Raw genomic sequence first — 24,165 nt, forward strand, 5'->3', positions numbered from 1 at the left:
GCCCGTCGACCTTGCCCTGCCCCGCCTTCCCATGCACGCTCTGCTCCAGGCGATCGCCCGTGCCGCCAGCCAACCGCCCAGCGGAGACGCCCGCCGCCTGTTCCACGGACGCGGCGGTGTGCACTCGGGCGAGGAAGCATGGACGCTGGACCTGTTCCCCCCGGTGGCGCTGCTGACCAGCCACCGGCCGGCCACCGACACCGAACTCGCCACCGTGGGCGAGGCGCTGGCGGCGCACTGGCCGGCCCTGGTGCCGGGTCGGCCCCTGTGCTGGGTGCACCAGTGCCGCGACGGCCTGCAGGTGCAGACCGGCCTGATGGCCGGTGCCCTGCCCGACCCGCACCACGCGGTGGAGGCGGACGCTCGCTTCGAGCTGCAGCTGCTGCGCGGGCGCAACCACGGCTTCTTTCTCGACATGGCGGAGGGCCGGCGCTGGCTGCGTGAGCACCTCGTCACCCGGCCGGGCGCCAGGGTTCTGAACCTGTTCGCCTACACCTGCGCCTTCTCAGTGGTGGCGCTGCAGGCCGGTGCCGCCGAGGTGATCAACCTCGACATGAGCCCGGGCGCGCTGGCCACGGGCCGGCGCAACCATGCGCTCAACGGCGTGGAGGCCGGGGCCCGCTTCTGGGCCCACGACCTGTTCGCGTCCTGGGCCAAGGTGCGGCGTGCGGGCCCGTTTGACCTGGTGATCGTCGACCCGCCCAGCTACCAGAAGGGCAGTTTCGTGGCGACCAAGGACTGGGCACGTGTGCTGCGACGCCTGCCCGATCTGCTGGCGCCCGACGGCCACGCGCTGCTGTGCCTGAACGCGCCTGAACTGCCCGAGGCCTTCCTGCGGGAGGTGCTGGTGGCCGAGGCGCCTGCTTTGCGGCTGCTGCAGCGTCTGCCGCAATCACGGGGTTTCGAGGACGTCGACCTCGATCGGGCGCTGAAGGCGCTCGTTGTCCAGTGCCCGGCCGGTGACGGCCAGGCGTCACCCGCGGAGGTCTAGGGCCTTCACTCCATTCTGGGGTTTACCCGATCCAGTAGGGGATTTGAGCCATAAGAGCATCTGGCCCCTTAGAACTCGCCGGCCCTGGACCCTCCTCGATGACCGACCCCACTTCCGTCTACGACGCCCACCCCTGGGCGACGCAGTACGCTGGGCACATCCCGGCCACGCTGGACGTGCCCCTTCACGCCAGCGTGCCGGCCCTGGCCGCCGAAGCCATGGCCCAGTACGCCGGCCAGACCGCCTTCACCACCGTGATGCCCAACGGCATGTACGGCTCGCTGAGCTTCGCCCAGGTGGCGGAGATGAGCGACGCCTTCGCCGTCTTCCTGCGCGAGGAACTGGGGCTGTCCGCCGGCGACCGCGTGGCCGTGCAGATGCCCAACTGCCTGAGCTACCCGGTGGCGCTGCTGGGCACGCTGAAGGCCGGCTGCGTGGCGGTCAACACCAACCCGCTGTACACGCCCACGGAGATGGCGCACCAGTTCCAGGACAGCGGCGCCAAGGTGGTGGTCATCGTAGACCTGTTTGCCGACAAGCTCGAAGGCATCCTGGCGCAGACCGGCGTGCAGCACGTGGTCGTCACGCGCGTGCCGGAGTTCTTTCCGCCGGTGGTTGGGCCCATCGTCTACGGCGTCATGAAGTACTGGAACCGTGCCGTGCCGGCGCACGGCATGAAGGTGACACGCCTGCCCGACGCGCTGGCCCGCGGACGCGCCCGCCAGGGCGATCCGAAACGCTACTGGTCGACCCTGGGCCACGGCGACCTGGCGCTGCTGCAATACACCGGCGGCACCACCGGCGTGGCCAAGGGTGCGATGCTCTCGCACGGCAACCTGGTGTGGAACGTGGCGCAGATGCGCGCCATGTGCGCCAGCCACGTCGAGCCGGGCCAGGAAGTGGTGCTGACGGCCCTGCCGCTGTACCACATCTTCGCCTTCACGGTGAACTTCCTGTCGATGTTCGCCGCCGGCGCGCGCAACATCCTGGTGCCCAGCCCGCGGCCGGTGCAGTTCCTGCAGCGCGCGTTCGAGAACTACCCCATCACCTGGGTGACCGGGGTCAACACGCTGTACAACGCGCTGCTCAACGAGGAGTGGTTCACCGCCTTCCCGCCCAGGCATATCAAGGCCGCCGGCGGCGGCGGCGCGGCCATGCACCGGGCGGTGGTGGAGCGCTTCGAGCAGACCGTCGGTGCGCCGTTGGTGGAGGGCTACGGCCTGACCGAGACCTCGCCCGTGGTGTGTTTCCAGCCGCTGAACGGCAGGCGCGATCCCGACAGCATCGGCATCCCAGCGCCGATGACCGATGTCCGCCTGGTGGACGACGACGGCTGCCCGGTGCCGCAGGGCCAGCCCGGCGAACTGGTGGTGCGCGGCCCGCAGGTCATGCAGGGCTACTGGCAGCGGCCGGCCGAGACGGCGCAGGTGCTGCGCGGCGGCTGGCTGCACACGGGCGACGTGGCGGTGATGGACGAGCGCGGCACCTTCCGCATCGTCGACCGCAAGAAGGACATGATCCTGGTCTCGGGCTTCAACGTGTACCCCAACGAGATCGAGGACGCCATCGCGCGTCACGACAAGGTGCTGGAGTCGGCCGTCATCGGCGTGCCCGACGCCAAGACCGGCGAGGCGGTGCAGGCCTACGTCGTCAAGCGCGACGACTCGCTCACCGAGGCCGAGGTGCTGGCCCACTGCCGCAGCCTGCTGACCGGCTACAAGCAGCCGGCCAAGGTGGTCTTCCGCGACGAGCTGCCCAAGACCGCCGTGGGCAAGATCCTGCGCCGGGACCTGCGCCAGGAGGTGCTGGGCCAGTCGAAGAACGCCAACACGCCCCCGGCCGCGCCGGCCGCACCGTCCGCACCCAAAGGCTGACCGACCATGCTCACCGACACCGAAACCCGCCTGCTCGGCGTGATGATGATGGTCATCATGCTGGGCATGGGCGCCTCGCTCACGTTCAAGGACTTCGCGATCGCGCTGCGCAAGCCCCAGGGCATCCTGGTGGGCCTGGCCTGCCAGTACGGCCTGATGCCGCTGATCGCCTACGGCATGGCCACCGCGCTGGGCCTGCCGCCGGCCTACGCCATCGGCCTGATCCTGATGGGCTGCATGCCCGGTGGCACCACCAGCAACATCTTCACCTACTTCAGCAAGGGCACGCTGAGCCTGTCCATCCTGATGACCATGTGCTCCACACTGGTGGCGGTGTTCATGGTGCCGGTGACGCTGGCGCTGTACAGCACCGGCATCGAGGGCGACTGGCAGATCCCGCAGGGCAACATCATCCAGGTGCTGGCCGTGCTGCTGGTGCCCACGGTGCTGGGCATGGCGCTGCGCAAGTTCAACGCCAATGTGGGCGCCGTGGTGGAGATGATCGGCGGCCTGCTGGGCGTGGCGGTGATCCTGTTCCTGGTCGGGTCCTGGGTGCCGCGCAACTGGCAGCTGCTGCTGGAGACGGGATTCCCGGTGTACACCGCCTCCATCGGCCTGGGCCTGGTGGGCATGACGCTGGGCTACGGCCTGTCGCGCCTGCTGCGGCAGGACACCCGGCGCAGCCGCACCATCGCGATGGAGACCGGCATCCAGAACGGTCCGCTTGCGGTGCTGATCGTGGTGCTGACCTTCACCGATGACCGCCAGCAGGCGGTGCTGCTGATCCCGGTGCTGTACTCGCTGTTCATCGTCCTGACCTCCAGCGCCGTGACGGTGTGGTTCCGCGGCATCACCACGCGCGAGGAGCTGGCGCGCGACGCGGCCAAGATCGGCGCCCTGGCCCGGGCCTGAGGTCGCCACCGCGCGGGCGTCCGCGGCGGCGTGTCCGAGCCCACACCAGCACCGGCTTGGCGGCGCCCGTAGCATGCGCGGCGTCGCGGCCGAACCGGCCCCCGGGAGAGCCTCTTGATCGACCCCCTGATGATCGTGCTGGCGTTCGCCGCCGGCCTGGGCGCACACCTGCTGCGCCTGCCGCCGCTGCTGGGCTTCCTGGCCGCCGGCTTCGCCCTCAACGCGATGGGCTTCGAGCGCACGCCGGCGCTGGACACCATGGCCAACCTGGGTGTCACGCTGCTGCTGTTCACGATCGGGCTGAAGCTGGACATCCGCACCCTGATGCGCGGCGAGGTCTGGGGCTCGGCCACGCTGCACATCGTCGGCTCGTCGTTGCTGCTGGCCGCGGCGTTGTTCGTCCTGAAGTCGTTCGGCCTGGCCCTGGTGGCCGACCTGGGCTGGACGGCGCTGCTGCTGCTGGGCTTCGCGCTGAGCTTTTCCAGCACGGTGTTCGCCGTCAAGGTGCTGGAAGAGCGCAGCGAACTCGGCTCGCTGTACGGCCGCATCGCCATCGGCATCCTGGTGATGCAGGATGTCTTTGCCGTGCTGTTCCTCACCGTCACCAGCGGCAAGCTGCCCAGCGTCTGGGCCGTGGGCCTGCTGCTGCTGTGGCCGGCCGCGAAGCTGATGCGGGCCCTGCTGGACCGCGTCGGCCACGGCGACCTGCAGGTGCTCTACGGCGCCTTTCTGGCCCTGGTGGTGGGCTACAGCCTGTTCGAGGCGGTCGGCGTCAAGGGCGACCTGGGGGCCCTGATCGTCGGCATGATGCTGGCGTCGCACCCCGCCACGGCTGGCCTGGCCAAGTCGCTGTTCCACATGAAGGAACTGTTCCTGGTGGGCTTCTTCCTGAGCGTGGGTCTGGGCGCGCTGCCCAACCTGGAGATGGTCGTGATGGCGGCGCTGCTGCTGCTGTTGCTGCCGCTGAAGAGCGCGCTGTACTACGGGGTGCTGATGCGCTTCGGTCTGCGCACGCGCACCGGCGTGCTGTCCACGCTGTCCCTGTCCAACTACTCGGAGTTCGGCCTCATCGTCGCGGCCGTGGCGTCGGCCGCGGGCTGGCTGTCGGCGGAGTGGATGGTGGTGATCTCGCTGGCGCTGGCCGGCAGCTTCGTGCTGGCGGCCCCGCTCAACGCCGCCGGCGAGCGCCTGTATGCCCGGCTCAAGCGGCCGCTGGCGGCGCTGGAAGCCCGCACCCTGCTGCCCGAGGACCGGCCCATCGCCATCGAGCAGGTGGACGCCGTGGTGCTGGGCCTGGGGCAGATCGGCAGCGGGGCCTATGTGCGCCTCGTCGAAGGGTACGGCCTGCGCGTGCTGGGCGTGGACAACAACGTCGACAAGCTGGCGCCGCACCGGGCGGCGCAGCGCCATGTGATGGAAGGCGACGCGGTGGACTCCGACTTCTGGAACAAGCTGGTGCTCAGCGACTCGGTGCAGCTGGTGCTGCTGGCCATGCCGGGGCACGCGGGCAACGTCCATGCGCTGCAGCAGCTGCGCAACCGGGCGTTCGCGGGCCACATCGCCGCGATCGTCAACTACCCCGACGAGGTGGCCGTGCTGCGGGACCTGGGCGCCGACGAGGTCTTCCACATCTACGACGAGGCCGGCACGGCCTTCGCCGACGACGCCGTGGCCGGCGCCGCCCGCCTGGGCAAGGCGCTGCGGCCTGCGTAGTCGAGGCCATCGCCCACCGCGACGTGGCCCGTGCGCAGGCGCTGATGCTGGAACACCTGGAACACATCGAGGGCAGCCTCAGGCTGGAGCCGGGCACCGGCGAGGTGGACCTGGAGGCGATCTTCCGCGAGTGAGCGCGCGCACCGTGGGGCGGCGCCGGCACGATCCTCAGGCCGGCTGCCCCTGTTCCTCGCGGGCCGTCCAGGCCCGGGCCCAGCGGTACAGCTCGTCGGCCGGCATCGGCTTGCCGAAATGCCAGCCCTGGCCTTCGTTGCAGCCCAGCTCGGCGAGCCGCAGCGCCACGGCGGCGTTCTCCACGCCCTCGGCCACCACCGACAGGCCGTACTGGTGGCCGACCTCGATCAGCGCCTTCACGATGTACTCGGTGCGCGGGTCGGTCTGCATGCCCTTGATGAAGACCATGTCGACCTTCAGCTCATGCACCGGCAGGTCCTTCAGGTAGCGCATCGAGGTCTGGCCTTCCCCGAAGTCGTCGATCGACAGCTTGTAGCCGCGCTCGCGCAGGCGGGTCAGCGTCTGCTGCGCACGGGCGATGTCGCCCATCACCGCGCTCTCGGTCGTTTCCAGGCACAGGCCCGAGGCCTCGGCGCCATGCTTGCTCAGCAGGGCGTCGAGCTTCGCGGGCAGGTCCAGGTCCATCAGGTCGCGTGCCGACAGGTTGATCGAGACACGCCCGATGCCGTGGGCGCGCAGGCTCGGCTGCTCGCGCACCGCGGCCTCGAAGACCCACAGCGTCAGGTCCTTGATGATGGGCGTGTCCTCGGCGTAGGGGATGAAGCGCCCCGGCGGGATCAGCCCGCGCTGCGGGTGCACCCAGCGCAGCAGCGCCTCGGCGCCGGCGATGCGGCCGCTCTTCAGGTCCACCTTGGGCTGCAGGTGCAGGCGCAGCTCGCCGTTGTCGCGGGCATGCCGCAACTCGGACAGCAGGGCCAGGTTGGCCTCGCTCTCGCGGTCGAAGGCGGCGTCGTAGACGATGAAGCTCTCGCGTCGGTCCTTGGCGGCATAGAGCGCCAGCTCGGCGCGCGCCAGCAGCGGCTCTGCAGCATCGGCGTGCAGTGGCGCCATCGCGATGCCGATGGCCGCCTGGCGGTCGACCCGGTTGCCGTCCAGGTCCAGCGGCTGTTCGAGTTCGCGGCCGATGCGCTCGGCCGCCCGGCAGGCGCTGTCGTGGTCGGCGCCGGCCAGCAGCACGCCGAACAGGTCGCCGCCCAGGCGCGCGACGAAGTCTCCGGGGCGCACCACCTGGACAAGCCGCTCCGCCATGGCCTTGAGCAGCCGGTCGCCGGCGGTGTAGCCGATGCGTCGGTTGATCTCCTTGAAGCGGTTCAGGCCCACCAGCAGCACCGTCACCGGCCGCGCCTCGGCCAGGGCCTTGTCCAGCTCCCGGCGGAAGTGCAGCCGGTTGGGCAGCTGCGTCAGGCGGCGGTCGAAGTACTCCTCTGCCCGCAGGTCCTGCCGCATCGTGTCGAGCGCGAACGCCAGCTGGCGGAACTCGCGCACCGGCCCGGTCACCGGCACGGCCACGTCGTAGTCCTGGCGGCCGAGCCGGCGTGCCGCGCCGACCAGCCCGTCCAGGCTGCGGGTGACGAACCATCGCGACAGCAGCCACATCAGTGCCGCGAAGGCCGCCAGCCCCAGCGCCACGAAGCCGGTCAGTTCCTGCCGCATGCGCTCGCCCTCGGCCTCGGCGCTGGCCAGCGAACGCGACAGGCGCAGCACGATGCGGCCGTCGGGCGCGTCGCCGACCAGGTGACTGCGCACGCGCACGGGGTCGCCCGTGCCCCGCAGTTCCTCCGCGTCGGTGTCCAGCGCCGCCAGCCGCTGGGCCTGCGCGCGGTCGGGCAGGGTCGTGAACACCGGCACCAGGCCGCTCTCGGGCCCGGCCAGCAGCGTGGCATGCACATGCATGTCCTGGTGCAGCGCAGCCATCTCGTCGTCGATGGCGAAGGCCATGGCCATCCAGCGTCGGCGGTCCTGTGTGCCGAGTTCCTGCACCACCACGCGGTAGGCCCGCTCGCCCAGCGCAACGATGGTCGACGCGGAGGGCGCCAGCTTGCCGCGGCGCGGCCTGCCCTCGACCTCGGCGACGAGCCGGCGCACCGACGGGACCAGGGCCGCGGTGTCGGCCTCGGGCAGTGCAGGCTGCACCAGCAGCGGCGTGCCGTCGTCCTGCAGCAGCGCGGCGAAGCTGTAGCCGGCACGGGTGCCGAAGTTGTCCACCACGTCGGCCAGGGTGGCACGGTACTCTGCGCCGAACAGCCCGCCAGCGGGCATCGGTTCCGGGTGCAGCGTGGCCAGCCAGCCCTGGTCGGCCAGGATCAGCGACAGGGCCTCGGTCTGCTCTGTCGTGCGCTCGCCGTGGCGGCGCACCCACACGTCGCGGCTCGACGCCAGCAGCTCGTCGATCGAACGCCGCTCGTTGGCCTCCACCGCCGGCACCGTGCGCGAGATCACGAACCACTGCATCAGCAGCACCAGCACCGTGGTGGTGGCCAGCACCAGCACCACCAGGCGTGTACTGCCGCGCAGGCTGCGGACCATGCCTCAGCCCGCCACGCGCAGCGTGGTCTGCAGCGGCGAGCCGCCCACGACCAGCGCCTGCTCCAGCGCCGAGGCGCCGACCGGGAAATCCGGATGCCAGGCACGCAGCACGTGGGTGCCCGCGGGCACGTCGGCCATCAGGGCGCGCCCCTGTGCATTCGTGCGGGCGGACCAGGGGCTCTCCAGCACCACCACCCAGGCCTGCATCTGGTCGTGGATGTTGCAGCCGAGCACCGCGATGCCGGGCTTGTCGAACACCACGGGCTTCTCGGGCCGGCCGACGTAGAGCTTCAGCTCGAAGCGCTTGGCCGGGCTGAAGGAATAGACGTGGTGACGCACCGTGTCCTGGTTCGGGAAGTCGACCGCGCTGCCGACGGTGACCACCGCCACCTCGGGCAAGAAGGCCTTGCCACGCTGCACGACCTCGGCCCCGGACACGGGTTGCGCCGCCGCACGCGCTGCCGCCGAGTCCACCCAGACCACCGCACCGGCCAGCGGGCGGCCGTCGGTGCCGAGCACGGTGACCTCCACGGGTGCCGCGGCCACGGGCATGGGCGCACCCAGGCAGACCGCCAGGAAGCCGGCAGCAGCCCTCTGGACGAACCCTCGGCCGGACATGACGGGGTGCCGCCGCTCAGGGCTCGATGGCGATGCCGGCCACGCGGCCGCCCGAGCCCACCGTGCCCAGCAGCGTGGCCGCGCCGCTGGCGAGGTCGATGCGGTACAGCCGGGTCCGGGTGCCCTGGCGCAGCGCGGCCAGCGCGGTGTTGTCGAGGTCGGCGATGTCGAAGGCCGCGTCGTCCACCGGCCCGGTGCCGAGCGCACCGACATCGAGCAAACGCCCGGTGTTCGGGCTCACGGCGGGTGTGCGACCCTCGACCGTGCCTTGTGTCAGCAGCCAGCCGCGCCGAATGTCCAGCGCGTAGTTGCTGGTGAGCTTCTCGTCGGTCTTGTTGTAGGTGTAGGCGGCGCCCACCACGTGGCCGGCCTGGCCACCGGGCATGGCCGGCGCGAGGTCGGGGTCGGTGGCGGCCACGGCACCCGTGTCGGGGTGCAGGCGAAGGTTCTGGCCGCGGTCGCTGACCACGCGGATGCGGTCGGCCGCCGGGTTGAAGTCGAAGCCGAAGCGGCTGCCGGCGATGGGGGCCGGCGGCGCACTGCCGACGGCGCTGACGCGACCGCTGGCGGTGTCGATGGTGACGAGCCTGCCGCCGGCGGTCAGCCCGTACAGGACGCCGCGCGCGACACGGAAGTCGATGCCGACCAGGGGCTGGCCGTCCGGCAGGCCCTGCAGCCGATGGCGGGCGTCGATCTGCCGCGGCGTACCGGCGTTGAAGCGGATCAGGTCGCCCTCGGCCGTGACCGCGAAGACGGTCTGCTTGAGCGGCGCACCGGCGGGTTCGTCGGGGGGCACCGAGGCACAGGCCGTCAGGGCCAGCATGGCGACCAGCAGGGGTGTGGATCTGCGGGCGAGCGGGCGATGGGGCACAGGCGTTTCCTCGGGAGCAGGGGTCGACTTGACGCTCGCGCCGCGACAGGTCGGCCGGCGGCGCAGCGTATCTGAGGGCGTTGGGTAGAACGCCCCAGCCCTGCTATCGGCCGGACGCGCCGGAGGTTGAGCCTGCAAGGCCGGTTTCTGGCCCAGGCGCCACCCGGCAAGGACGCGACCGTGACGGCCGACGCAGGCGGCCCATTCGATGCCCGCCGGACGCTGCCCGGCCGTTCAGGCCCGCCCGCCAGCGCGGCCCGGGGCTCAGTGCGTGAATCCGATCGGTGCCCGTTTGCCGTGGGGCTCCGGCAGGTCGCCGGCTTGCACCTCGTCGCGCCCGGCCAGCCGCGCATTGCCGAAGGCCGTCATCCAGGCGCGCCGCATCTCGCGCGGTGCCAGGCCGCCCACGCGGTCCAGCACCTCGTCGGACGGCTCGGGCGCGAAGCGGCGGCCCCAGTCGTGTGCGCCGCGAATCGACGCATACAGTCGCTTCGCGATGGTGCGTGCCGCCTCGCGGTCGGGCATCTGCACCTCGAAGACGTTCATGCGGTTGAGGATGGGTTCCGGGATGCTGCGCTCGTCGTTGGCGGTGGCCACCCAGATGACCTGGCTGGCGTCGATGGCCACTTCGGCGAACTCGTCGGTGAATGCCTGCGCCGTGTCGTGCTCCAGCAGGCTGTAGAGCGCGCCCAGCGGGTCGTAGGCGTGCTCGCCGCGCGCCTTGTCGATCTCGTCGACCACCATCACCGGGTTGGCGTACTGGCCGTCCACCAGGGTCTCGAAGACCTTGCCCGGGCGCGCGCCCTTCCACTGGCTGGAAGCGCCGCTGAGCACCCAGCCGGCGGTGAGGCTGCTCATGCTGATGAAGCCCAGGCCGGTGCCCAGCAGCTGCGCCACCTCGCGCGCGAAGTGCGTCTTGCCCACGCCGGGCGGGCCCAGCAGCAGCATCGGCGTGATCTCGAGCGCGTCGCGGCTGTCGTGGCACAGGGCCAGCTGGCGCCGCAGGTCGTCGAGCACGTCGTGGAAGTTGGGCAGCTCGTCGTACAGGTGCGCCATGGCCGGCAGGCCGCTGGGCTTGACCTGGAAGCGCTCCGGGCCCTTCTCCAGCATGCGCTCGTAGGTGCTGCGCAGGCTCTCGTGGTCCTTCGGCGGCAGCTTGTCCAGCCGACCCGCCACCTCGTGCGGGCGGAACACCGCGCGCATCTGCGCGATCGGGATGTGGCCCTGGCTCTTGTGGACAGGCACCAGTTCGGTCGTACTGCTCATCGACGCTCCTTTGCGTGAAAGCCCCACCTCGGAGCGTGAGCGCTGATCCCGCATGCCCGCTCATCCCCACCCATCGGCCCGGCTCGTCGTTGCGAATGCTCGCCGTAGCCCGCGCTACGGCTGCGCTTCGCGCCTGGATCCGGACCGGTGGGTGGGCCTGCTCGGCCACGCGGGACCGCCTCTCACACTCCAGGACCATTCAAGCAAGAAGACTGCCACGTCGAAGCACCGAAGTGGACCCGGGAAGGTCCCCAATCTGCGGGACGTGCATCAGCAGCCGACACCCGCGGCTGCCAACGACACCGCTCAATCGACGTCCATCCAGCGCCAGAAATCCCGCGCGAACGGGTGCGGCCGGAAACCGTGCACGTGCGGTTGTGTGAGGTACAGCGCCAGCGGGTGGTAGCTGGGCACGTAGGGCATCTGTGCCACCGACAGCTTCATCGCCCGGGCGATCAAGGCGTCTCGCTCGGGGCCGTCGGGCAGCGACTGCTGGGCCTCGTACAGGCGGTCGAAGGCCGGCAGGCTGAAGCGCGGCGTGTTCGACTGGCCGGCGTTGGGGCCGTAGAGCAGGTCCAGGAAGTACTGGCCATCGGGCAGAGCCGCCACCCAGCCGGTGTTCCACATCATCAGCCGGCCGGCACGGGCGGCCTTGATGTTCTCCTGCCACTGTGCCACGCGGAAGGTGATGCGCACGCCGATGGCGTCGAGCGCGCTCTTCCACAGCGTCTGCTGTGCGCGCGCCTTCTGCGTCGGCTCGGTGTGGCAGACCAGCTCGAAGGGCGTGCCGTCGGGCTGCTCGCGCCAGCCGTCGCCGTCGCGGTCGGTCCAGCCGTAGAGGTCCAGCAGAGCCTTGGCGCGCGCCGGGTCGTGGTCGCCGGCCTCGGTCTTGAGCGCCGGGTCCCAGCCGCTGACGCCCGGGGGCATCACGCTCTGCGCCACCACGCCGGCACCCTTGGCGATGAGGTCGATCTCGCGCTGTGCGTCCCAGGCCAGCGCCACCGCGCGCCGCAGGGCCACGCGTTCCGGCGTGGTGCCGCCGACCACGGGATCGTTCATCGCGAAGTAGGTGAACCAGGTCTGCGGCAGCGCCAGCGGGTGCAGCTGCACGCCACGCCGCGCCAGGTGCGGCGCCAGGCGGCCGTGCGGTGCGGCCAGGGTCGAGAACTCCGGCGGCACCGTCACATGGTCGAGCTCGCCGCGCAGGAAGGCGAGCCAGCGCGGCTGCGCTTCCTGGATGATGGCGATCTCCACCCGGTCGGCCAGCGGCAGCGCCTGCCCGCGCAGGCGCGCCGCGATCGCCTGGCCCTCGGCGTCGGCGGCCGCCGGCACTTCGTCGAACACCCGCCGGCGGTAGGCCGGGTTGCGCTCGAGCACGATGCGCGAGCTGCGCGTCCACGCCGCCACGCGATAGGGCCCGGTGCCCACCGGCACCATCATGCTGCGCCCCGGTTCGGCCTCGATGACCTCGCGTGCCACCGCACCGGCCAGCGCCGGGCTCGCGAACACCCAGGGCAGGCGCGGCACCGGGCGGTCGGTGCGAAGCTCGAAGCGGTAGCGGTCCAGTGCGCGCAGGCCGGGCACCTCGGCGTCGTAGTCGAAGCGGCCTGTCTCCCGCGCCTTCGCGCGCAGCGCCGGCAGGCCCAGCAGGCCGGCGTTGACGTAGTGGAACAGCACCGGGCTGGGGTGCGCCGGGTCCCAGTAGCGCTTGAGGCTGTAGACGTAGTCGGCGGCCACCAGCTCGCGCTCGCGGCCGCCGAAGGCCGGGTGGTCGCCGAACAGCGTGCCCGGGCGCAGCGTGAAGACGAAGCGCTGGTGGTTCTCCGACACCTCGGGCAGCGCTACTGCTGTGTTGGGCCGCAGTGCCGCCGGGCGCGCGAGGTGGGCATAGGCCAGCGGCGCGTCGAACAGGCTGGACACGATGGCGGTGGACACTGCGTCGCTCAGCTGCACCGGGTCGAAGCCGGCTTCGCTGCCCGCGAACGCGATGCGCAGCGTCTTCTTGCCCGGCGCCTGGGCTGGTGCCTGTGTCGCCGCCGGCAGCGTCCCGGCCAGCGCCGCGGCCTGCAGCAGCGCGCGCCGCTTCACGGCCTCACCGCACCCAGGTGTTGATCTGGATGATCGGCAGCAGCACCGCCAGCACGATGACCAGCACGATCAGGCCCATGGCCACCACCAGCAGCGGCTCCAGCAGCGTGGCGGCGGCCATCGCACGCCGCTGCACCTCGGCCGACAGCTGCGCGGCGGCGCGCTGCAGCATGCGCGGTAGCGTACCGGTCTGCTCGCCCAGGCGGGCGAACATGGCCAGCAGGCCAGGAAAGCGTGGTTTGCTGGCCAGTGCAGCGGCCAATGGCGCGCCCTCGCGCACGCGCACCAGCGCGTCCAGCGCGTCGGCGCGCATGGCGCGGTTGCCCAGCGTCTCCGCCGCGGCCTGCAGCGCCTTCAGGATCGGCACGCCGGCACCGGCCAGCATGGCCAGCGTGGCGCCGAAGCGCGCCGCGTTGTAGCCGCGCGCCAGCCGGCCGGCCAGCGGCAGGCGCAGGAACAGCGCATCGGTGCGCTCGCGGAAGGCCTCGGCGCGGCGCGCCCACAGGAAGGTGGCGACACCGGCGACGCTGCCCAGCGCCACCAACCAGCCCCACTGGCGCACGAAGGACGACAGCGCCAGCAGTGCCACCGTCAGGAAGGGCAGGCTGCGCCGCGAGCTGGTGAACACGTTGGCCACCTGCGGCACGACGTAGGTCATCAGGAAGACCACGATCAGCACCGCGATCACCGAGATGATGGCCGGGTAGAGCATGGCGCCCACCAGCTTGGCGCGCAGGGCCTGGCGCTCCTCCAGGTCGGTGGCCAGCGATTCCAGCACCGGGCCCAGCGCGCCGCTGGCCTCGCCGGCCGACACCACAGCGCGGTAGACGTCGTCGAACTCGCGCGGCGCGGCGGACAGCGCGCGGGCGAAGGGGCTGCCGGCGTTGACCTCGCTTTTCAGGTGGGCGACGAGCTCGCGCTGGCGCTGGTCCTCGGCCTCGTCGGCCAGGGCGGTGAGTGCACGTTCCAGTGGCAGGCCGGAGCCCACCAGGCCGGCAAGCTGGCGCGTCCACACGGCCAGCGCGGTGGCGGAGAACACGCGGCGCGTGAAGCGCACGCCGCCGCCGTCCGCGCTCGCCGCGGCCACCGGCTGCACGTCCATTGGGACGAGGCCGCGACCGCGCAGGCTGGCGCGCGCGGCCTTGGCGTTGTCAGCCTCGACGAGGCCGTTGACGTTCTTGCCGGCGGCGTCCAGCGCTTCGTAGCGGTAGGCGGGCACTGCAGTGAACCTACTCGCGCGTGACGCGCAGGACCTCTTCGGCCGACGTGGTGCCGTCGGCGATCAGACGCTGCCCGTCCTCGCGCATCGCACGCAGCCCGGCGGCGCGTGCCGCGGCCAGGACCTGCGCCTCCGGCGCCTGCTCGTGGATCAGCGACTGGATCGTGGCGTCCACCGTCATCAGCTCGTAGACGCCGGTGCGGCCCTTGTAGCCGCTCATCGCGCAGGCCGGGCAGCCCACCGGGTGCCAGCGGCCGTCGCCGCCCAGGGTCTTGCACTCGGGGCACAGCTTGCGCACCAGGCGCTGCGCCAGCACGCCCAGCAGGCTGGAGCTGAGCAGGAAGGGCTCGATGCCCATGTCCACCAGGCGCGTGACGGCGCTGGGCGCGTCGTTGGTGTGCAGCGTGGCCAGCACCAGGTGGCCGGTGAGGCTGGCCTGCACGGCGATCTGCGCCGTCTCGTGGTCGCGGATCTCGCCGATCATGATCACGTCCGGGTCCTGGCGCAGGATGGCGCGCAGGGCCTTGGCGAACGTGAGCTCGATCTTCGGGTTGACCTGCGTCTGCCCGATGCCGGGCAGTTCGTATTCGATCGGGTCTTCCACAGTCAGCACGTTGGTGGTGCTGGTGTCCACCCGGCCCAGGCTGGCGTAGAGCGTGGTCGTCTTGCCGCTGCCTGTGGGGCCGGTCACGAGCAGGATGCCGTGCGGCTGGTGGATCAGGCGGCCGAACGCTTCGAGCACGTCGCCGCTCATGCCCAGGCCCTCGAGCGTGAACTTGGACTCCGTCTTGTCCAGCAGGCGCAGCACCGCACGCTCGCCGTGGGCGCTGGGCAGCGTGGAGACACGCACGTCGATCGCGCGCCCGCCGATGCGCAGGCTGATGCGGCCGTCCTGCGGCAGGCGCTTCTCGGCGATGTCGAGCTCGGCCATGATCTTCAGGCGCGAGATCAGCGCCGCGTGCAGCGCCTTGTTGGGCTGCACCACCTCGCGCAGCGTGCCGTCGACCCGGAAGCGCACCGCGCTGCTGCGCTCGTAGGGCTCGATGTGGATGTCGCTGGCACCGTCCTTCGCGGCCTGCGTCAGCAGCGCGTTGAGCATGCGGATGATGGGCGCGTCGTCGGCCGCTTCGAGCAGGTCTTCCACCGCGGGCAGGTCCTGCATCATGCGGGACAGGTCCACGCCGCTCTCCACCTCGCCGATCACTGCCGCGGCGCTGCTCTCGCCGCCGGCGTAGACCGCGGCGATGCGCTGCGCCAGGTCGGCCTCCGGCAGGTGCTCGTGGCGGGCCACGCCGAAGCGCCGGCCCACCTCGGCCAGGGCTGACAGCGGTGTGCGCTCGCAGGCGTGCAGCACCAGCTCGCGGCCGTCGTCTTCCAGCAACAGCACGTTCGTCTTCGCGAACGTGTAGGGCAGGGGGTGGCGGGCGCCCATGCGGTGCTCCTGCGCCTCAGCCGCCGGCCTGAGTGGCCGGGTCCGCGGCGGGCGCCGGGGCCGGCGCGGCGGGTGCCGATGGCGCCTGCAGCGGCGGCAGCACCGGCGCCTCGCCCACCGGCAGCACCGGGTTGGGCAGCGGCTGGCTGGATTCCTGACGCTGGCGCAGTTCTTCGTAGCGCTGCTGCGAGACCTTGTCGCTGGCCGCCTGGTCGCGCATCACCACCGGGCGCAGGAACACCATCAGGTTGGTGCGTCGCTTCTCGCGGCTCTCGCTGCGGAACAGCGCACCCAGGTAGGGGATGTCGCCGAGCAGCGGCACCTTGGACTTGTTCTCGATGAAGCGGTCCTCGATGAGGCCGCCGAGCACGATGATCTGGCCGTCGTCCACCACCACCTGGCTCTCGATGCTGCGCTTGGTGGTCGACGGGCCGGCGTTGCTGGTGCCCACCGCGGCCGTGTCCTTGACGCTGCTCTGCTCCTGGTAGATCGTCATGCGCACGGTGCCGTTCTCGCCGATCTGCGGGCGGATGCGCAGCGTGATGCCCACGTCCTTGCGCTCGATGGTCTGGAACGGGCTGGTGGTGGCGGTGCCGGTGTTGGTGAACTGGCCGGTGATGAAGGGCACGTTTTCGCCGACGACGATCTTGGCTTCCTCGTTGTCCAGCGTGATCAGGTTCGGCGTGCTGACAATGTTGGTCTGCGTCTGGCTCTGCAGCATGCGCGCGATGGCCGCCAGCGCGTAGGTGCCACCGAAGTTGCGGATCAGGCCGATGTTGAAGCCTTCGCCCAGCGGGTTGGCCGTCAGCGAGCCACTGAGCGCCGCGGTGTTGATGTCGATGATGTTGCCGCCGGTGCGGCTGAAGTTGGTGCCGGCGATCAGGCCGTTGCTGTCGCCGCTCTGCCCCAGCAGGCCCTGCCACTGGAAGCCGAAGTCGGCCGCGTTGTCGCCGCTGACCTCGACGATCATGCTCTCGATGTAGACCTGCGCGCGGCGCTCGTCGAGCTGCTCGATCATGCCCTTGATCTGGCGGTAGAGAGGCTCGGGTGCGCTGATGATCAGCGAGTTCGTGGCCGGGTCGGCCTGAATGAACCCGCCGGTGGACGGTGCGGCCGCCGCGGTGACCGGGGCCGTGGCCTGCGCGCTGGCACCGGAACCGCTGCTGCCTGCGGCACCGCCTGGCGTCGGCGCGGTGCCGGTGCTGCCGGTCAGGCCCCCGCCGCTCCCGCCGCTGGCACCGCCCTGGCTGCCGATGGCGGAGAACGCCGCGCGCAGCACCGTGGCCAGGCGCACCGCCTCGGCGTTCTTCAGCTTGACGACCCAGATGCTGCCCGCCGGTCCGGCGCTGCCCGGGGTGTCGAGCTGTGCGATCACCGCGCGCACCGCCGCCAGCCGCGTGGGGTTGGGCGCGCGCACGATCAGGCTGTTGCTGCGCGGGTCGGCCACCACGGTCTCGGCACCGCTGGCCGCGGCTGCGCGCGCTGCGGCGTTGCCGCCCACCACGCCGGAGCTCACCAGCCGCTGCACCAGCGGCGCGAGCTCGGTGGCCACCGCGTGCTTCAGCGGGATCAGGTCGACGTCGGTGTCGCTCGGGCGGTCCAGCGCGGCGATGATCTGCGCCAGCCGGCGCAGGTTGTCGGCATAGTCGGTGATGACCAGCGAGTTGCTGCCCGGGTTGGCGTTGATGGTGTTGTTGGCCGTGATCAGCGGGCGCAGCACCGCCACCAGGTTGTTCGGGCTCTGGTGCTGCAGCGTGAAGATCTGCGTGATGACCTGGTCGCCGCGCGGGCCCACGTCGCCCACCGAGACGGTACCGGTCTGGATCTTCGCGTCGGCCTCGGGCACCACCTTCAGCAGGCCGCCGTTGTCCACCATCGCGAAACCCAGGCCGCGCAGCGACGACAGGTAGGTCAGGTAGGCCTCGCGCACGCTGATCGGCTGCTCGCTGTAGACGGTGATGGTGCCGCGCACGCGCGGGTCCACCGCGATCTGGCGGCCGATCATCGCCGCGAACGCGCGCGTGACGGCCTCGATGTCGGCGTTGACGAAGTTCACCGCCACCGGCGCGCGCGAGCGGGCCGCAGACGTCTCACCAGGGGCGCGGGTCGGGGTCTGCGCGATCGTGGGCACGGCGGTGGCCAGGGCCAGCGCAAAAAGGCCGGGGCGCAGAAGGGAGGGGCGCAGCTTCATGGTCATCCGATGGCGATGAGCGACCGCTCGCCCTGGCGGCGGCCGATGATGTTGAGCAGGTTGTCGAGCGCGTCACGCGCGCCGGGGGCGGCGGTGGCCTCGCCGCGGAAGCGCAGGCCGGCGGCATTCCAGTCGCCTTCGCCACTCAGGCGCAGCGCGCCCGAGAGCGTGGCCAGTGTCAGCCGGGTGCCGGCGTCACCGCCGGTCAGCTGCAGCCGGTAGCTGCCGAGGACCGGCAGCGTGGACAGGCGCGAGGCCACGCGCTGCAGTTCGAGCACGGCGTCCCCGGCCATGCGCCAGCGGCCTTCGGCCAGGTCCAGGCGCAGCGCCGGGGCGCTCAAGCGCAGATCACCGTCGAGCTGCAGCGTGTTCCACGGCGTACCCAGGCCGCTGAGCCAGGCCGCGGGCCAGTGGCCGACCACCGGCGACCCGGCCGCCGGCTGCAGCGCCACCTGCCAGCGGCCGATGCCGGGCGTGACGCGCAGGCGCGGCGTGCCGCGCAGGCAGCAGGCCTGCTGCAGGCGCAGTTCGAAGGCGCCGTCGGCCCAGCCCAGCGACCAGCCCAGGCGGCCCGGCAGGGCCACGGCGGTTCGGCTGCCGGTGCCGCCGCTGAGCACGGCCACGGCGCTGCCCGACCACACGGTGCCGCGCGCGTCGGCCAGCAGCACCTGCTCGCCGGTCAGGCGGGCCACGCCATTGGCCAGCCAGGCCGCCGGCAGCGAGGCCAGGCCGCCGAGCACGGCGCCGAGGCAGGCTCCGGCCCAGGCCCAGCGGCGTGCGCTGCCGATCGACGCTCGCGTCATGCGCCCCCGCCGATGGCCACGGTGATGCGGCCGCTGTAGCCGTCGCCGGCAGCCTCGAGCCGGGCCTCGATGGCGCGCGCGCGGGCGCCGCGGCGCACCTCGGCCAGCCACTGCGCGATGGCGTCGCCGTTGGCTTCGGTCAGCGTCAGCACGGCGCGTTCGCCCTGCAGCGAGAGCTTGCCGGCGTCGCCCAGGCGCGTGGTGGCCGCCTGCAGCGTCTGCGCCGCCAGCGCCGGGGCCACCGGGGGCAACGCGCGCAGGCGCTTGGCCTCGGCGGCGTCGCGCTGCATGCGCTGCCAGGCGGCATCCAGCTGCGCCTGCTGCGCCGGGGCGCTGCGCACGGTGCGCCAGGCCGGCTGCACGGCCACCACCCACAGCAGGGCCAGGCCGACGACGACAGCGGCCAGCGTCACGCCCTGGCGTTCACGGGCGCTCAGGCCCGCCCAGCGTGCGCGCAGGGTCGTCAAGGCCTCGCTCGTTGCGCCACTCATCGCGACACTCCTTCGGGGGCCCGGCGCAGCGTGAGCTGGGTGCCTTCGGTGCTGACCTGCCAGCCGGCCGGCTGCACCAGGTCGCGGAACTCGGCGATGCGCACCTCGTCCCAGCCGTCGATGTCCAGCACCAGGCGGCCGGGCTCGAACTGCAGTGCGGCCACCGGGGGTTCGTCGTCGGGCCAGGCGGCGGCGGCCACGCCGAGCAGGGTCTCCAGATCGTCGTCGCCCGGCTGGCCGGCGGCGGCGCGCAGGCGGTCGGTCTCGCGCTTCATCTGCAGCGGGGCGTCGAGCACGGCACGCACCTGCGGGTGGGCCTCGCGCAGCAGGCCCACCATGGCCTGCCGGCGTTCGCCCAGGGCGCGCTGCTGCTGCCAGGCCCAGGCGTTGAGGCCCACTAGGTTGACCGCCAGCAGGCCGAGCAGACCGATGTGCACCGGTCGCCAGGCCGGCATCAGGAAGCGGCGCCAGCCGTCTTTCAGGCGCCCGGCACCGCGGTGCCGTGGTGCGAGGCCGAACTGGCGCAGGTTCCAGCCGCCGGCCACGGCCTGCAGCACGCGTTCGCCGTCGCCCAGGGCCGCGACCGGATGCCCCAGCCAGGCCTCGGCCGCGCCAGCGCAGGCCGGAGCGGCCGTCCACTGCGCACCGGCGGTGGCCGCCAGGCCGCGGGCCAGGGTGCCGTCCAGGCTCAGCCAGGCGGCGCCACGTGCGTCCGACCATGCCAGGTGCAGCCGCTCGGCGTCGTCGCGGCCGGGCAGGAAGTGGCCGCGGGGCGGGCTGGCCGCCGGCTGCAGCAGCGGCACGGCGCGCACCGCCGGGCGGCCGGCGGTGTCCAGCGCCTGCAGTGCCGCGCTCAGCCAGGGGCGGTCGACCACGGCCACCCAGGTGGCCTGGCCAGCGCTGCTGCCGGGTGCGACGGCGAAATGCACGTCGTCGTCGAGCAGCTGGTCCTCGAGCAGGCCGAGCAGGGCCTGCGGCAGGCGCGAGGCCGGGGCCCTGGGCAGGGTGGCCGGGAGCCAGGCCACGTCGGCCTCGGCCAGCACGGCCACCACCTCGTCGGCCGCCGGCCAGCTGGCCGGCGCGCCCTGGCCCTGGCGGGCGACGCTGCGCCCGTCGACGCTGAGCACCCACGCCCAGTCGGATCGGGACGTGGCAGCCGCGGCATCGGCGTCGCGTTGTCGGGGAGGGATCAGAACGGCAAGAACGCTCATGGTGGCAAGGGCTGACCGCGCCGGCGGCGGGGCCGTCCGGCAACAGCCCCCCATTGGACCAGATGCCGGTGAACCGTCGGTGGCCACCCCCCGGGATGTGCACCGGGGGCGACCCAGGGGGACAGCCGCAGGGATGCGGCATGTTTGCGACGGGGGGAGACGAGCATCAAGGCAAGACCCCAGGCGCGATGCTGCGCCGTTCCCGCAGCACCGTGGTGACCTCGCCGGCGCGCTGTCCGCTGCGGGCGACGATGGACCGTTCCTCGAACACACGGTCGTCCAGCCGCAGGCGACCGATGACCTCGAAGTAGCGCGAGCCGGTGGACAGGGACTCCTCCAGACCGGCATAGGCCGGCCCGAGCTCGGTGACCAGTTCCTGCGGCTGCTTGTACGGGGCCCGTGCGCGCCGCTGCACGATGCGCTCGGCGCTACCCAGGTCCAGGCCGGGGATCACGGCGGCCAGCACCTCGCGCGGCGCAGTGTTGATGTTGACCGCCGTGCGCTCGGGCAGCAGCGTCACGTACGGTTGCAGCCGCGCCAGCGACGCCTCGTCCACGCCCAGCCAGCGCAGCTGCGACAGCCGCGTGGGCAGCAGCGGTGCTTCGGGTTCGTCCTCCTGCAACGCCGCCTGCATGCCGCCGGCGATGCGCAGCGCCACCTCGTCGGCCACGCCCAGCACCAGGCACAGCCGCCGCAGCGCGTCGACCTGGGCCGGCACCGGCGCCGGCGGGCTGCTCTCGTCGACCAGGTTCTGCAGATTGAAACGGCCCTGCAGGTCGCGCACGACGCCGCTGAGGAAGGCTTCGGGACCCTCCTCGCTGGCAGCGTTGTTGTCGCGGTCGGCGGCGAGGAAGGTGGACAGCCGGGCTTCGGCCAGTGGCACGGCCCAGGGCTCGCCGAGGTCGTCGACCGTGCCCTTGCGCGCGTCCTCGCGCAGGATCAGCCGCGCCCAGTCCAGCGCGCCGGAGAGCACCCAGGCCGACTGCGCACGTGCACGCTCGGCACTCTCGACGGCCAGCGCACGCTGCTGCCGCGTGACCATGGCCGCCGCCAGCGTGGTCACCAGGGCCAGGATCACCAGCGCCAGCAGCAGCGCGGTGCCACGCTGACACCCAGGGCAGAGCGGTGCCGCGGCCTGCTTCACAGCGGCTGGGGCGGGACGACGAGGTCCCGCGTCAGGGTGCCGCCGGGCAACGTCAGGACCAGGCGCACGCCGTCGGGCAGGTCCTCGCGGTCGTCGACGGGTTCCTTGTCCCCGGTGCGCGAGCGGGCCACGTCGCCGCTGGACTGCGCATTGGTCCAGGCATTGCCCCGGTAGTAGTAGAGCTGCCAGTCCAACACGCCGTCGACCAGCTGCAGTTCGCCCGCCTCGCCACCCTGCAGCTGCTGGCTCGCCAGCCAGCTCTGCTGCAGGTCGCCGGTGCGCTGCACCACCGGGCCGGCCCATCGCCACCAGGCGCCGTCGCGCACCGTCCAGGCGACGACCCGCACGCCGTCGTCGGTGGCGCGCGTGAGCCGCAGGGTGCGGCCGTCGAACTGCATCGGCGGCACGGCCGGGGTCTCCTGCACCGCGTCGAGGTCCTGCGACCACTGCGTCAGCACCGTGCTCAACCGCAGCGTGCGGTCCATCGCCGCCTGCGTGGCCTCGCGCGAGCGCAGCATGCCGTCGATGCCGCTCCAGGCCAGGCCGGCGAGCACGGCCATCGCGGCCAGCGCGACGAGCAGTTCGACGAGTGTGAAGCCGCGGGCAAGCCCCGGTGAGGCCGGTTGGCGTTGGGGGCCAGGTGCCATGGACACGCTCAGTAGCGGCCGATCACGGTCGTGATCGTCAGCAGCGGTTGTCCAGCCTCGTCGCGCACGCTGGCGTCGACGCGGCGGAAGTTCGGGTTGGGCGTGGGCCGGGTGGCCAGCGTGCCGGCGTAGGAGCGCCCGATCTGTTCGCAGCTGAAGTCGGCATCGCCGACGCCGGGCAGTTGGGCCGCCAGCCGCAGGTTGGTCAGCGCGTTTTCGGCGCACCACTGGGCCGCCGTCACTGCCGTCAGGCGCTCGGTGTTGTCGGTCAGTGCGCCGGCGGCGCGCAGCCCGGCCGCCAGCGCCACGGCCACCACGGCCAAGGCCACCAGAACCTCGACCAGCGTGAAACCGTCGCGGCGCGACCGGCGGCGGTGGTTCACGGTGCGTCGCCCGGCTGCGGCTCGAACGGCCCTAGGCCGTCGGTGGCCACGGCGATGCGGCGCTCGTCCAGCCGCAGCCAGACGCGCTGCGCGCCGATGATGGCCTCCGGCCCCAGGGTGAGCCGGGTGTCGCCGTCGATCTCGGCTTGGACGTCGGCATCGAGCCACCCGGCCGGCAGCCGGGACGCCGCGGGCAGGCCGACGAAGCTGAATCCGTCCGCCTCGGCCAGCGTGGGGTCGGCCGGCCGCCACCACACCGGCAGGCCGGTGGCCCGCGATTCGGCGCGCGCCGTCTCCAACAGCATGGCCAGCCGGTCGGCCTCGCGTTCCAGGGTCTGCAGCCGGCTGTCGCGCAGCGACACGGCGATCAGACTGGTCGTCAACGCCACGATGGCGATGACGATCAGCAGTTCGATCAGCGTGAAGCCGGCCGCGCGCGGGGCAGGGCCGCGACGCAGGCGCTGCCGACGTTCACTGCCAGGAGCCGATGTCGGCATCCGCGCCCTCGCCGCCCGGCTGCCCGTCGGCGCCGAGGCTGAAGACGTCGATCTCGCCCTGGATGCCCGGGTTGGCGTACTGGTACGGCCGGCCCCAGGGATCGGGCGGCAGCTTGTCGAGGTAGGGCTTCCAGTTCGGAGGGATGGCCCCCGCCGTCGGCTTGCGCACCAGGGCTTCCAGACCCTGTTCGGCACTGGGGTAGCGCTGGTTGTCCAGGCGGTAGATCTTGAGCTGCTGCATCAGCAAGTTGACGTCTGAGCGGGCGGCGGTGAGCTTGGCGTCGTCGGCGCGGTTGATCACGTTGGGCACGATCAGGGCGGCCAGCACGCCGATGATCGCGATGACGACCAGCAGTTCGATCAGCGTGAATCCCCGCGCGGAGCGGTGGACGGCAAGGCGGCGGACGGGTGGAAGCATGCGTCGGTCTGGCGTTGGGGCGCGGCCCCCGGAAGTGCGGTCCGGATCACCGGTCGCGGGGACCCTCGCGGAGCATACGGGAAGGGCAGTCCCGGGAAGCGGAACGGAAGTTCGCTGCATCATAATCTTCCGATGCGCATGCCCTCGATGACACGCTGGTCGGCCCTGGTCGTGTGGGCCCTGGCCGCGGCATGCGCCGCCTTCTGGGCCAGCCGCGTGCTGGTTCGCCCGGCCGGGCTGCCGCCGGGTGCGACCACGGTGCCGACGACACAGGCGCTGCGGGGCGACATCACGCGGCTGCTCGGCGAGACCCTCGGCGAGGACGAGCCCGAGGCGCCCGTTGTCGCCGAATCGTCGCGCTTCCGGCTGCTGGGCGTGGCGGCGCCGCGCTCGCCGCAGGCGGCCGGCGAAGGCGTGGCGCTGATCGCCGTCGATGGCAAGCCGGCGCGGGCCTACCGCGTCGGCGCCACCGTGGATGGTGCCCTGGTGCTGCAGCGCGTGCATGCGCGTGGTGCCGATCTGGGTGGGCGTGACGCCGCGCAGGCTTCGGTGGCCCTGACCGTGGCGCCGCTGCCGCCGCCGGCCACCGGCACGCCCACGGCGGCCAGCCGCCCGCCGGCGCCGCCGGCCTTCGTGCCGGGCGCCGTGCGGCCGGCGCCGCGGCCGATGGCCAACGCGGCCCGGGTACAGCCTGCCGATCCCACCGGCGAGGCCGACGGCGACGCGATGGCCGACGAGCCGGCCGACGAATCGGAGATCCAGCCCGTGCCCGGTGGTGGGCGGGCGGGCGTCGTCAACCAGTGACGCCACTGGCGCCGCCGAGCGTGCGGCGGC

The 24,165-nt window shown here is 72.3% G+C and carries 21 protein-coding genes; 5 read left to right on the forward strand and 16 right to left on the reverse strand.

Features of this window, described 5'->3' with window-relative positions; translation table 11 throughout:
- The first annotated feature begins 31 nt into the window (after positions 1-31).
- From ENE75_RS00315 to ENE75_RS00330, 4 genes are all read left to right on the forward strand, one after another.
- Positions 32-991: a class I SAM-dependent methyltransferase gene (locus tag ENE75_RS00315; protein ID WP_128194471.1), complete on the forward strand. Its 960-nt coding sequence runs from the start codon at positions 32-34 to the stop codon at positions 989-991.
- A 98-nt stretch (positions 992-1,089) separates the two neighbouring features.
- Positions 1,090-2,865 carry an AMP-binding protein gene (locus ENE75_RS00320; RefSeq protein ID WP_128194472.1) on the forward strand — a complete coding sequence of 592 codons (1,776 nt, stop codon included), beginning with the start codon at positions 1,090-1,092 and terminating at the stop codon, positions 2,863-2,865.
- 6 nt (positions 2,866-2,871) lie between these two features.
- On the forward strand, positions 2,872-3,777 hold the full coding sequence (locus ENE75_RS00325) for a bile acid:sodium symporter (RefSeq protein WP_128194473.1): 906 nt from the start codon (positions 2,872-2,874) through the stop codon (positions 3,775-3,777).
- A 114-nt stretch (positions 3,778-3,891) separates the two neighbouring features.
- Positions 3,892-5,490 carry a cation:proton antiporter domain-containing protein gene (locus tag ENE75_RS00330; RefSeq protein WP_199232175.1) on the forward strand — a complete coding sequence of 533 codons (1,599 nt, stop codon included), beginning with the start codon at positions 3,892-3,894 and terminating at the stop codon, positions 5,488-5,490.
- A 168-nt stretch (positions 5,491-5,658) separates the two neighbouring features.
- Here ENE75_RS00330 and ENE75_RS00335 read toward each other — a convergent pair whose 3' ends face one another.
- The 16 genes from ENE75_RS00335 to gspG all read right to left on the reverse strand — a co-directional run bounded on the left by ENE75_RS00335 (position 5,659) and on the right by gspG (position 23,331).
- Positions 5,659-8,052 (reverse strand): putative bifunctional diguanylate cyclase/phosphodiesterase, encoded by a 2,394-nt coding sequence (locus tag ENE75_RS00335; protein WP_128194474.1) that lies wholly within the window; start codon positions 8,050-8,052, stop codon positions 5,659-5,661.
- Positions 8,053-8,055: 3 nt separating this feature from the next.
- The gene (locus ENE75_RS00340) at positions 8,056-8,670 is read right to left on the reverse strand and encodes a methylamine utilization protein (protein WP_233258866.1); all 615 of its coding nucleotides are present in this window, start codon (positions 8,668-8,670) and stop codon (positions 8,056-8,058) included.
- A gap of 16 nt (positions 8,671-8,686) precedes the next feature.
- Positions 8,687-9,493 carry a DUF4394 domain-containing protein gene (locus ENE75_RS00345; protein WP_128194476.1) on the reverse strand — a complete coding sequence of 269 codons (807 nt, stop codon included), beginning with the start codon at positions 9,491-9,493 and terminating at the stop codon, positions 8,687-8,689.
- Between the two features lie 312 nt (positions 9,494-9,805).
- The gene (locus tag ENE75_RS00350) at positions 9,806-10,807 is read right to left on the reverse strand and encodes an AAA family ATPase (protein ID WP_128194478.1); all 1,002 of its coding nucleotides are present in this window, start codon (positions 10,805-10,807) and stop codon (positions 9,806-9,808) included.
- A 306-nt stretch (positions 10,808-11,113) separates the two neighbouring features.
- Positions 11,114-12,895, reverse strand: a complete 1,782-nt coding sequence (locus ENE75_RS00355) for an ABC transporter substrate-binding protein (RefSeq protein WP_128194480.1) — start codon at positions 12,893-12,895, stop codon at positions 11,114-11,116.
- A 4-nt stretch (positions 12,896-12,899) separates the two neighbouring features.
- Positions 12,900-14,114, reverse strand: a complete 1,215-nt coding sequence (gspF, locus tag ENE75_RS00360; RefSeq protein WP_128194482.1) for a type II secretion system inner membrane protein GspF — start codon at positions 14,112-14,114, stop codon at positions 12,900-12,902.
- A 10-nt stretch (positions 14,115-14,124) separates the two neighbouring features.
- The gene (gspE, locus tag ENE75_RS00365) at positions 14,125-15,546 is read right to left on the reverse strand and encodes a type II secretion system ATPase GspE (RefSeq protein WP_128194484.1); all 1,422 of its coding nucleotides are present in this window, start codon (positions 15,544-15,546) and stop codon (positions 14,125-14,127) included.
- Positions 15,547-15,562: 16 nt separating this feature from the next.
- Positions 15,563-17,737 (reverse strand): type II secretion system secretin GspD, encoded by a 2,175-nt coding sequence (gene gspD, locus ENE75_RS00370; RefSeq protein WP_128194486.1) that lies wholly within the window; start codon positions 17,735-17,737, stop codon positions 15,563-15,565.
- A gap of 2 nt (positions 17,738-17,739) precedes the next feature.
- The gene (gspN, locus tag ENE75_RS00375; RefSeq protein WP_128194488.1) at positions 17,740-18,540 is read right to left on the reverse strand and encodes a type II secretion system protein N; all 801 of its coding nucleotides are present in this window, start codon (positions 18,538-18,540) and stop codon (positions 17,740-17,742) included.
- A complete protein-coding gene (locus tag ENE75_RS00380) occupies positions 18,537-19,031 on the reverse strand; it encodes a type II secretion system protein M (protein WP_128194490.1) in 495 nt (164 codons plus the stop codon). Before ENE75_RS00380 ends, gspN begins: the two co-directional genes overlap by 4 nt.
- The gene (gene gspL / locus ENE75_RS00385) at positions 19,028-20,242 is read right to left on the reverse strand and encodes a type II secretion system protein GspL (RefSeq protein WP_128194492.1); all 1,215 of its coding nucleotides are present in this window, start codon (positions 20,240-20,242) and stop codon (positions 19,028-19,030) included. Before gspL ends, ENE75_RS00380 begins: the two co-directional genes overlap by 4 nt.
- A 166-nt stretch (positions 20,243-20,408) precedes the next feature.
- Positions 20,409-21,386, reverse strand: a complete 978-nt coding sequence (gene gspK / locus ENE75_RS00390; RefSeq protein ID WP_158288813.1) for a type II secretion system minor pseudopilin GspK — start codon at positions 21,384-21,386, stop codon at positions 20,409-20,411.
- Positions 21,383-22,033, reverse strand: a complete 651-nt coding sequence (locus ENE75_RS00395; protein WP_128194495.1) for a prepilin-type N-terminal cleavage/methylation domain-containing protein — start codon at positions 22,031-22,033, stop codon at positions 21,383-21,385. Before ENE75_RS00395 ends, gspK begins: the two co-directional genes overlap by 4 nt.
- 8 nt (positions 22,034-22,041) lie before the next feature.
- Complete coding sequence (gspI, locus tag ENE75_RS00400) at positions 22,042-22,416, reverse strand: type II secretion system minor pseudopilin GspI (protein ID WP_128194497.1); 375 nt, start codon at positions 22,414-22,416, stop codon at positions 22,042-22,044.
- Positions 22,413-22,913: a prepilin-type N-terminal cleavage/methylation domain-containing protein gene (locus ENE75_RS00405; RefSeq protein WP_128194499.1), complete on the reverse strand. Its 501-nt coding sequence runs from the start codon at positions 22,911-22,913 to the stop codon at positions 22,413-22,415. Before ENE75_RS00405 ends, gspI begins: the two co-directional genes overlap by 4 nt.
- Positions 22,888-23,331, reverse strand: a complete 444-nt coding sequence (gene gspG / locus ENE75_RS00410; RefSeq protein WP_128194501.1) for a type II secretion system major pseudopilin GspG — start codon at positions 23,329-23,331, stop codon at positions 22,888-22,890. Before gspG ends, ENE75_RS00405 begins: the two co-directional genes overlap by 26 nt.
- A gap of 132 nt (positions 23,332-23,463) precedes the next feature.
- Between gspG and ENE75_RS25030 the strand changes: the two genes are divergently transcribed.
- Entirely contained in the window at positions 23,464-24,135 is a 672-nt protein-coding gene (locus ENE75_RS25030; RefSeq protein WP_199232177.1) for a hypothetical protein, read from the forward strand.
- Positions 24,136-24,165: the final 30 nt, after the last annotated feature.

The sequence above is a fragment of the Rubrivivax albus genome, assembly GCF_004016515.1.
Lineage (GTDB): Bacteria > Pseudomonadota > Gammaproteobacteria > Burkholderiales > Burkholderiaceae_C > Rubrivivax > Rubrivivax albus.

What these genes read in the sequence shown, in the direction of transcription:
- ENE75_RS00315 (WP_128194471.1), top strand. Translation starts at nt 32, where the DNA reads ATGCACGCTCTGCTCCAGGCGATCGCCCGTGCCGCCAGCCAACCGCCC.
- ENE75_RS00320 (WP_128194472.1), top strand. Translation starts at nt 1,090, where the DNA reads ATGACCGACCCCACTTCCGTCTACGACGCCCACCCCTGGGCGACGCAG.
- ENE75_RS00325 (WP_128194473.1), top strand. Translation starts at nt 2,872, where the DNA reads ATGCTCACCGACACCGAAACCCGCCTGCTCGGCGTGATGATGATGGTC.
- ENE75_RS00335 (WP_128194474.1), bottom strand. Translation starts at nt 8,052, where the DNA reads ATGGTCCGCAGCCTGCGCGGCAGTACACGCCTGGTGGTGCTGGTGCTG.
- ENE75_RS00340 (WP_233258866.1), bottom strand. Translation starts at nt 8,670, where the DNA reads ATGTCCGGCCGAGGGTTCGTCCAGAGGGCTGCTGCCGGCTTCCTGGCG.
- ENE75_RS00345 (WP_128194476.1), bottom strand. Translation starts at nt 9,493, where the DNA reads ATGCTGGCCCTGACGGCCTGTGCCTCGGTGCCCCCCGACGAACCCGCC.
- ENE75_RS00350 (WP_128194478.1), bottom strand. Translation starts at nt 10,807, where the DNA reads ATGAGCAGTACGACCGAACTGGTGCCTGTCCACAAGAGCCAGGGCCAC.
- gspE (WP_128194484.1), bottom strand. Translation starts at nt 15,546, where the DNA reads ATGGGCGCCCGCCACCCCCTGCCCTACACGTTCGCGAAGACGAACGTG.
- gspD (WP_128194486.1), bottom strand. Translation starts at nt 17,737, where the DNA reads ATGAAGCTGCGCCCCTCCCTTCTGCGCCCCGGCCTTTTTGCGCTGGCC.
- gspN (WP_128194488.1), bottom strand. Translation starts at nt 18,540, where the DNA reads ATGACGCGAGCGTCGATCGGCAGCGCACGCCGCTGGGCCTGGGCCGGA.
- ENE75_RS00380 (WP_128194490.1), bottom strand. Translation starts at nt 19,031, where the DNA reads ATGAGTGGCGCAACGAGCGAGGCCTTGACGACCCTGCGCGCACGCTGG.
- gspL (WP_128194492.1), bottom strand. Translation starts at nt 20,242, where the DNA reads ATGAGCGTTCTTGCCGTTCTGATCCCTCCCCGACAACGCGACGCCGAT.
- ENE75_RS00395 (WP_128194495.1), bottom strand. Translation starts at nt 22,033, where the DNA reads ATGGCACCTGGCCCCCAACGCCAACCGGCCTCACCGGGGCTTGCCCGC.
- ENE75_RS00405 (WP_128194499.1), bottom strand. Translation starts at nt 22,913, where the DNA reads ATGCCGACATCGGCTCCTGGCAGTGAACGTCGGCAGCGCCTGCGTCGC.
- gspG (WP_128194501.1), bottom strand. Translation starts at nt 23,331, where the DNA reads ATGCTTCCACCCGTCCGCCGCCTTGCCGTCCACCGCTCCGCGCGGGGA.
- ENE75_RS25030 (WP_199232177.1), top strand. Translation starts at nt 23,464, where the DNA reads ATGCGCATGCCCTCGATGACACGCTGGTCGGCCCTGGTCGTGTGGGCC.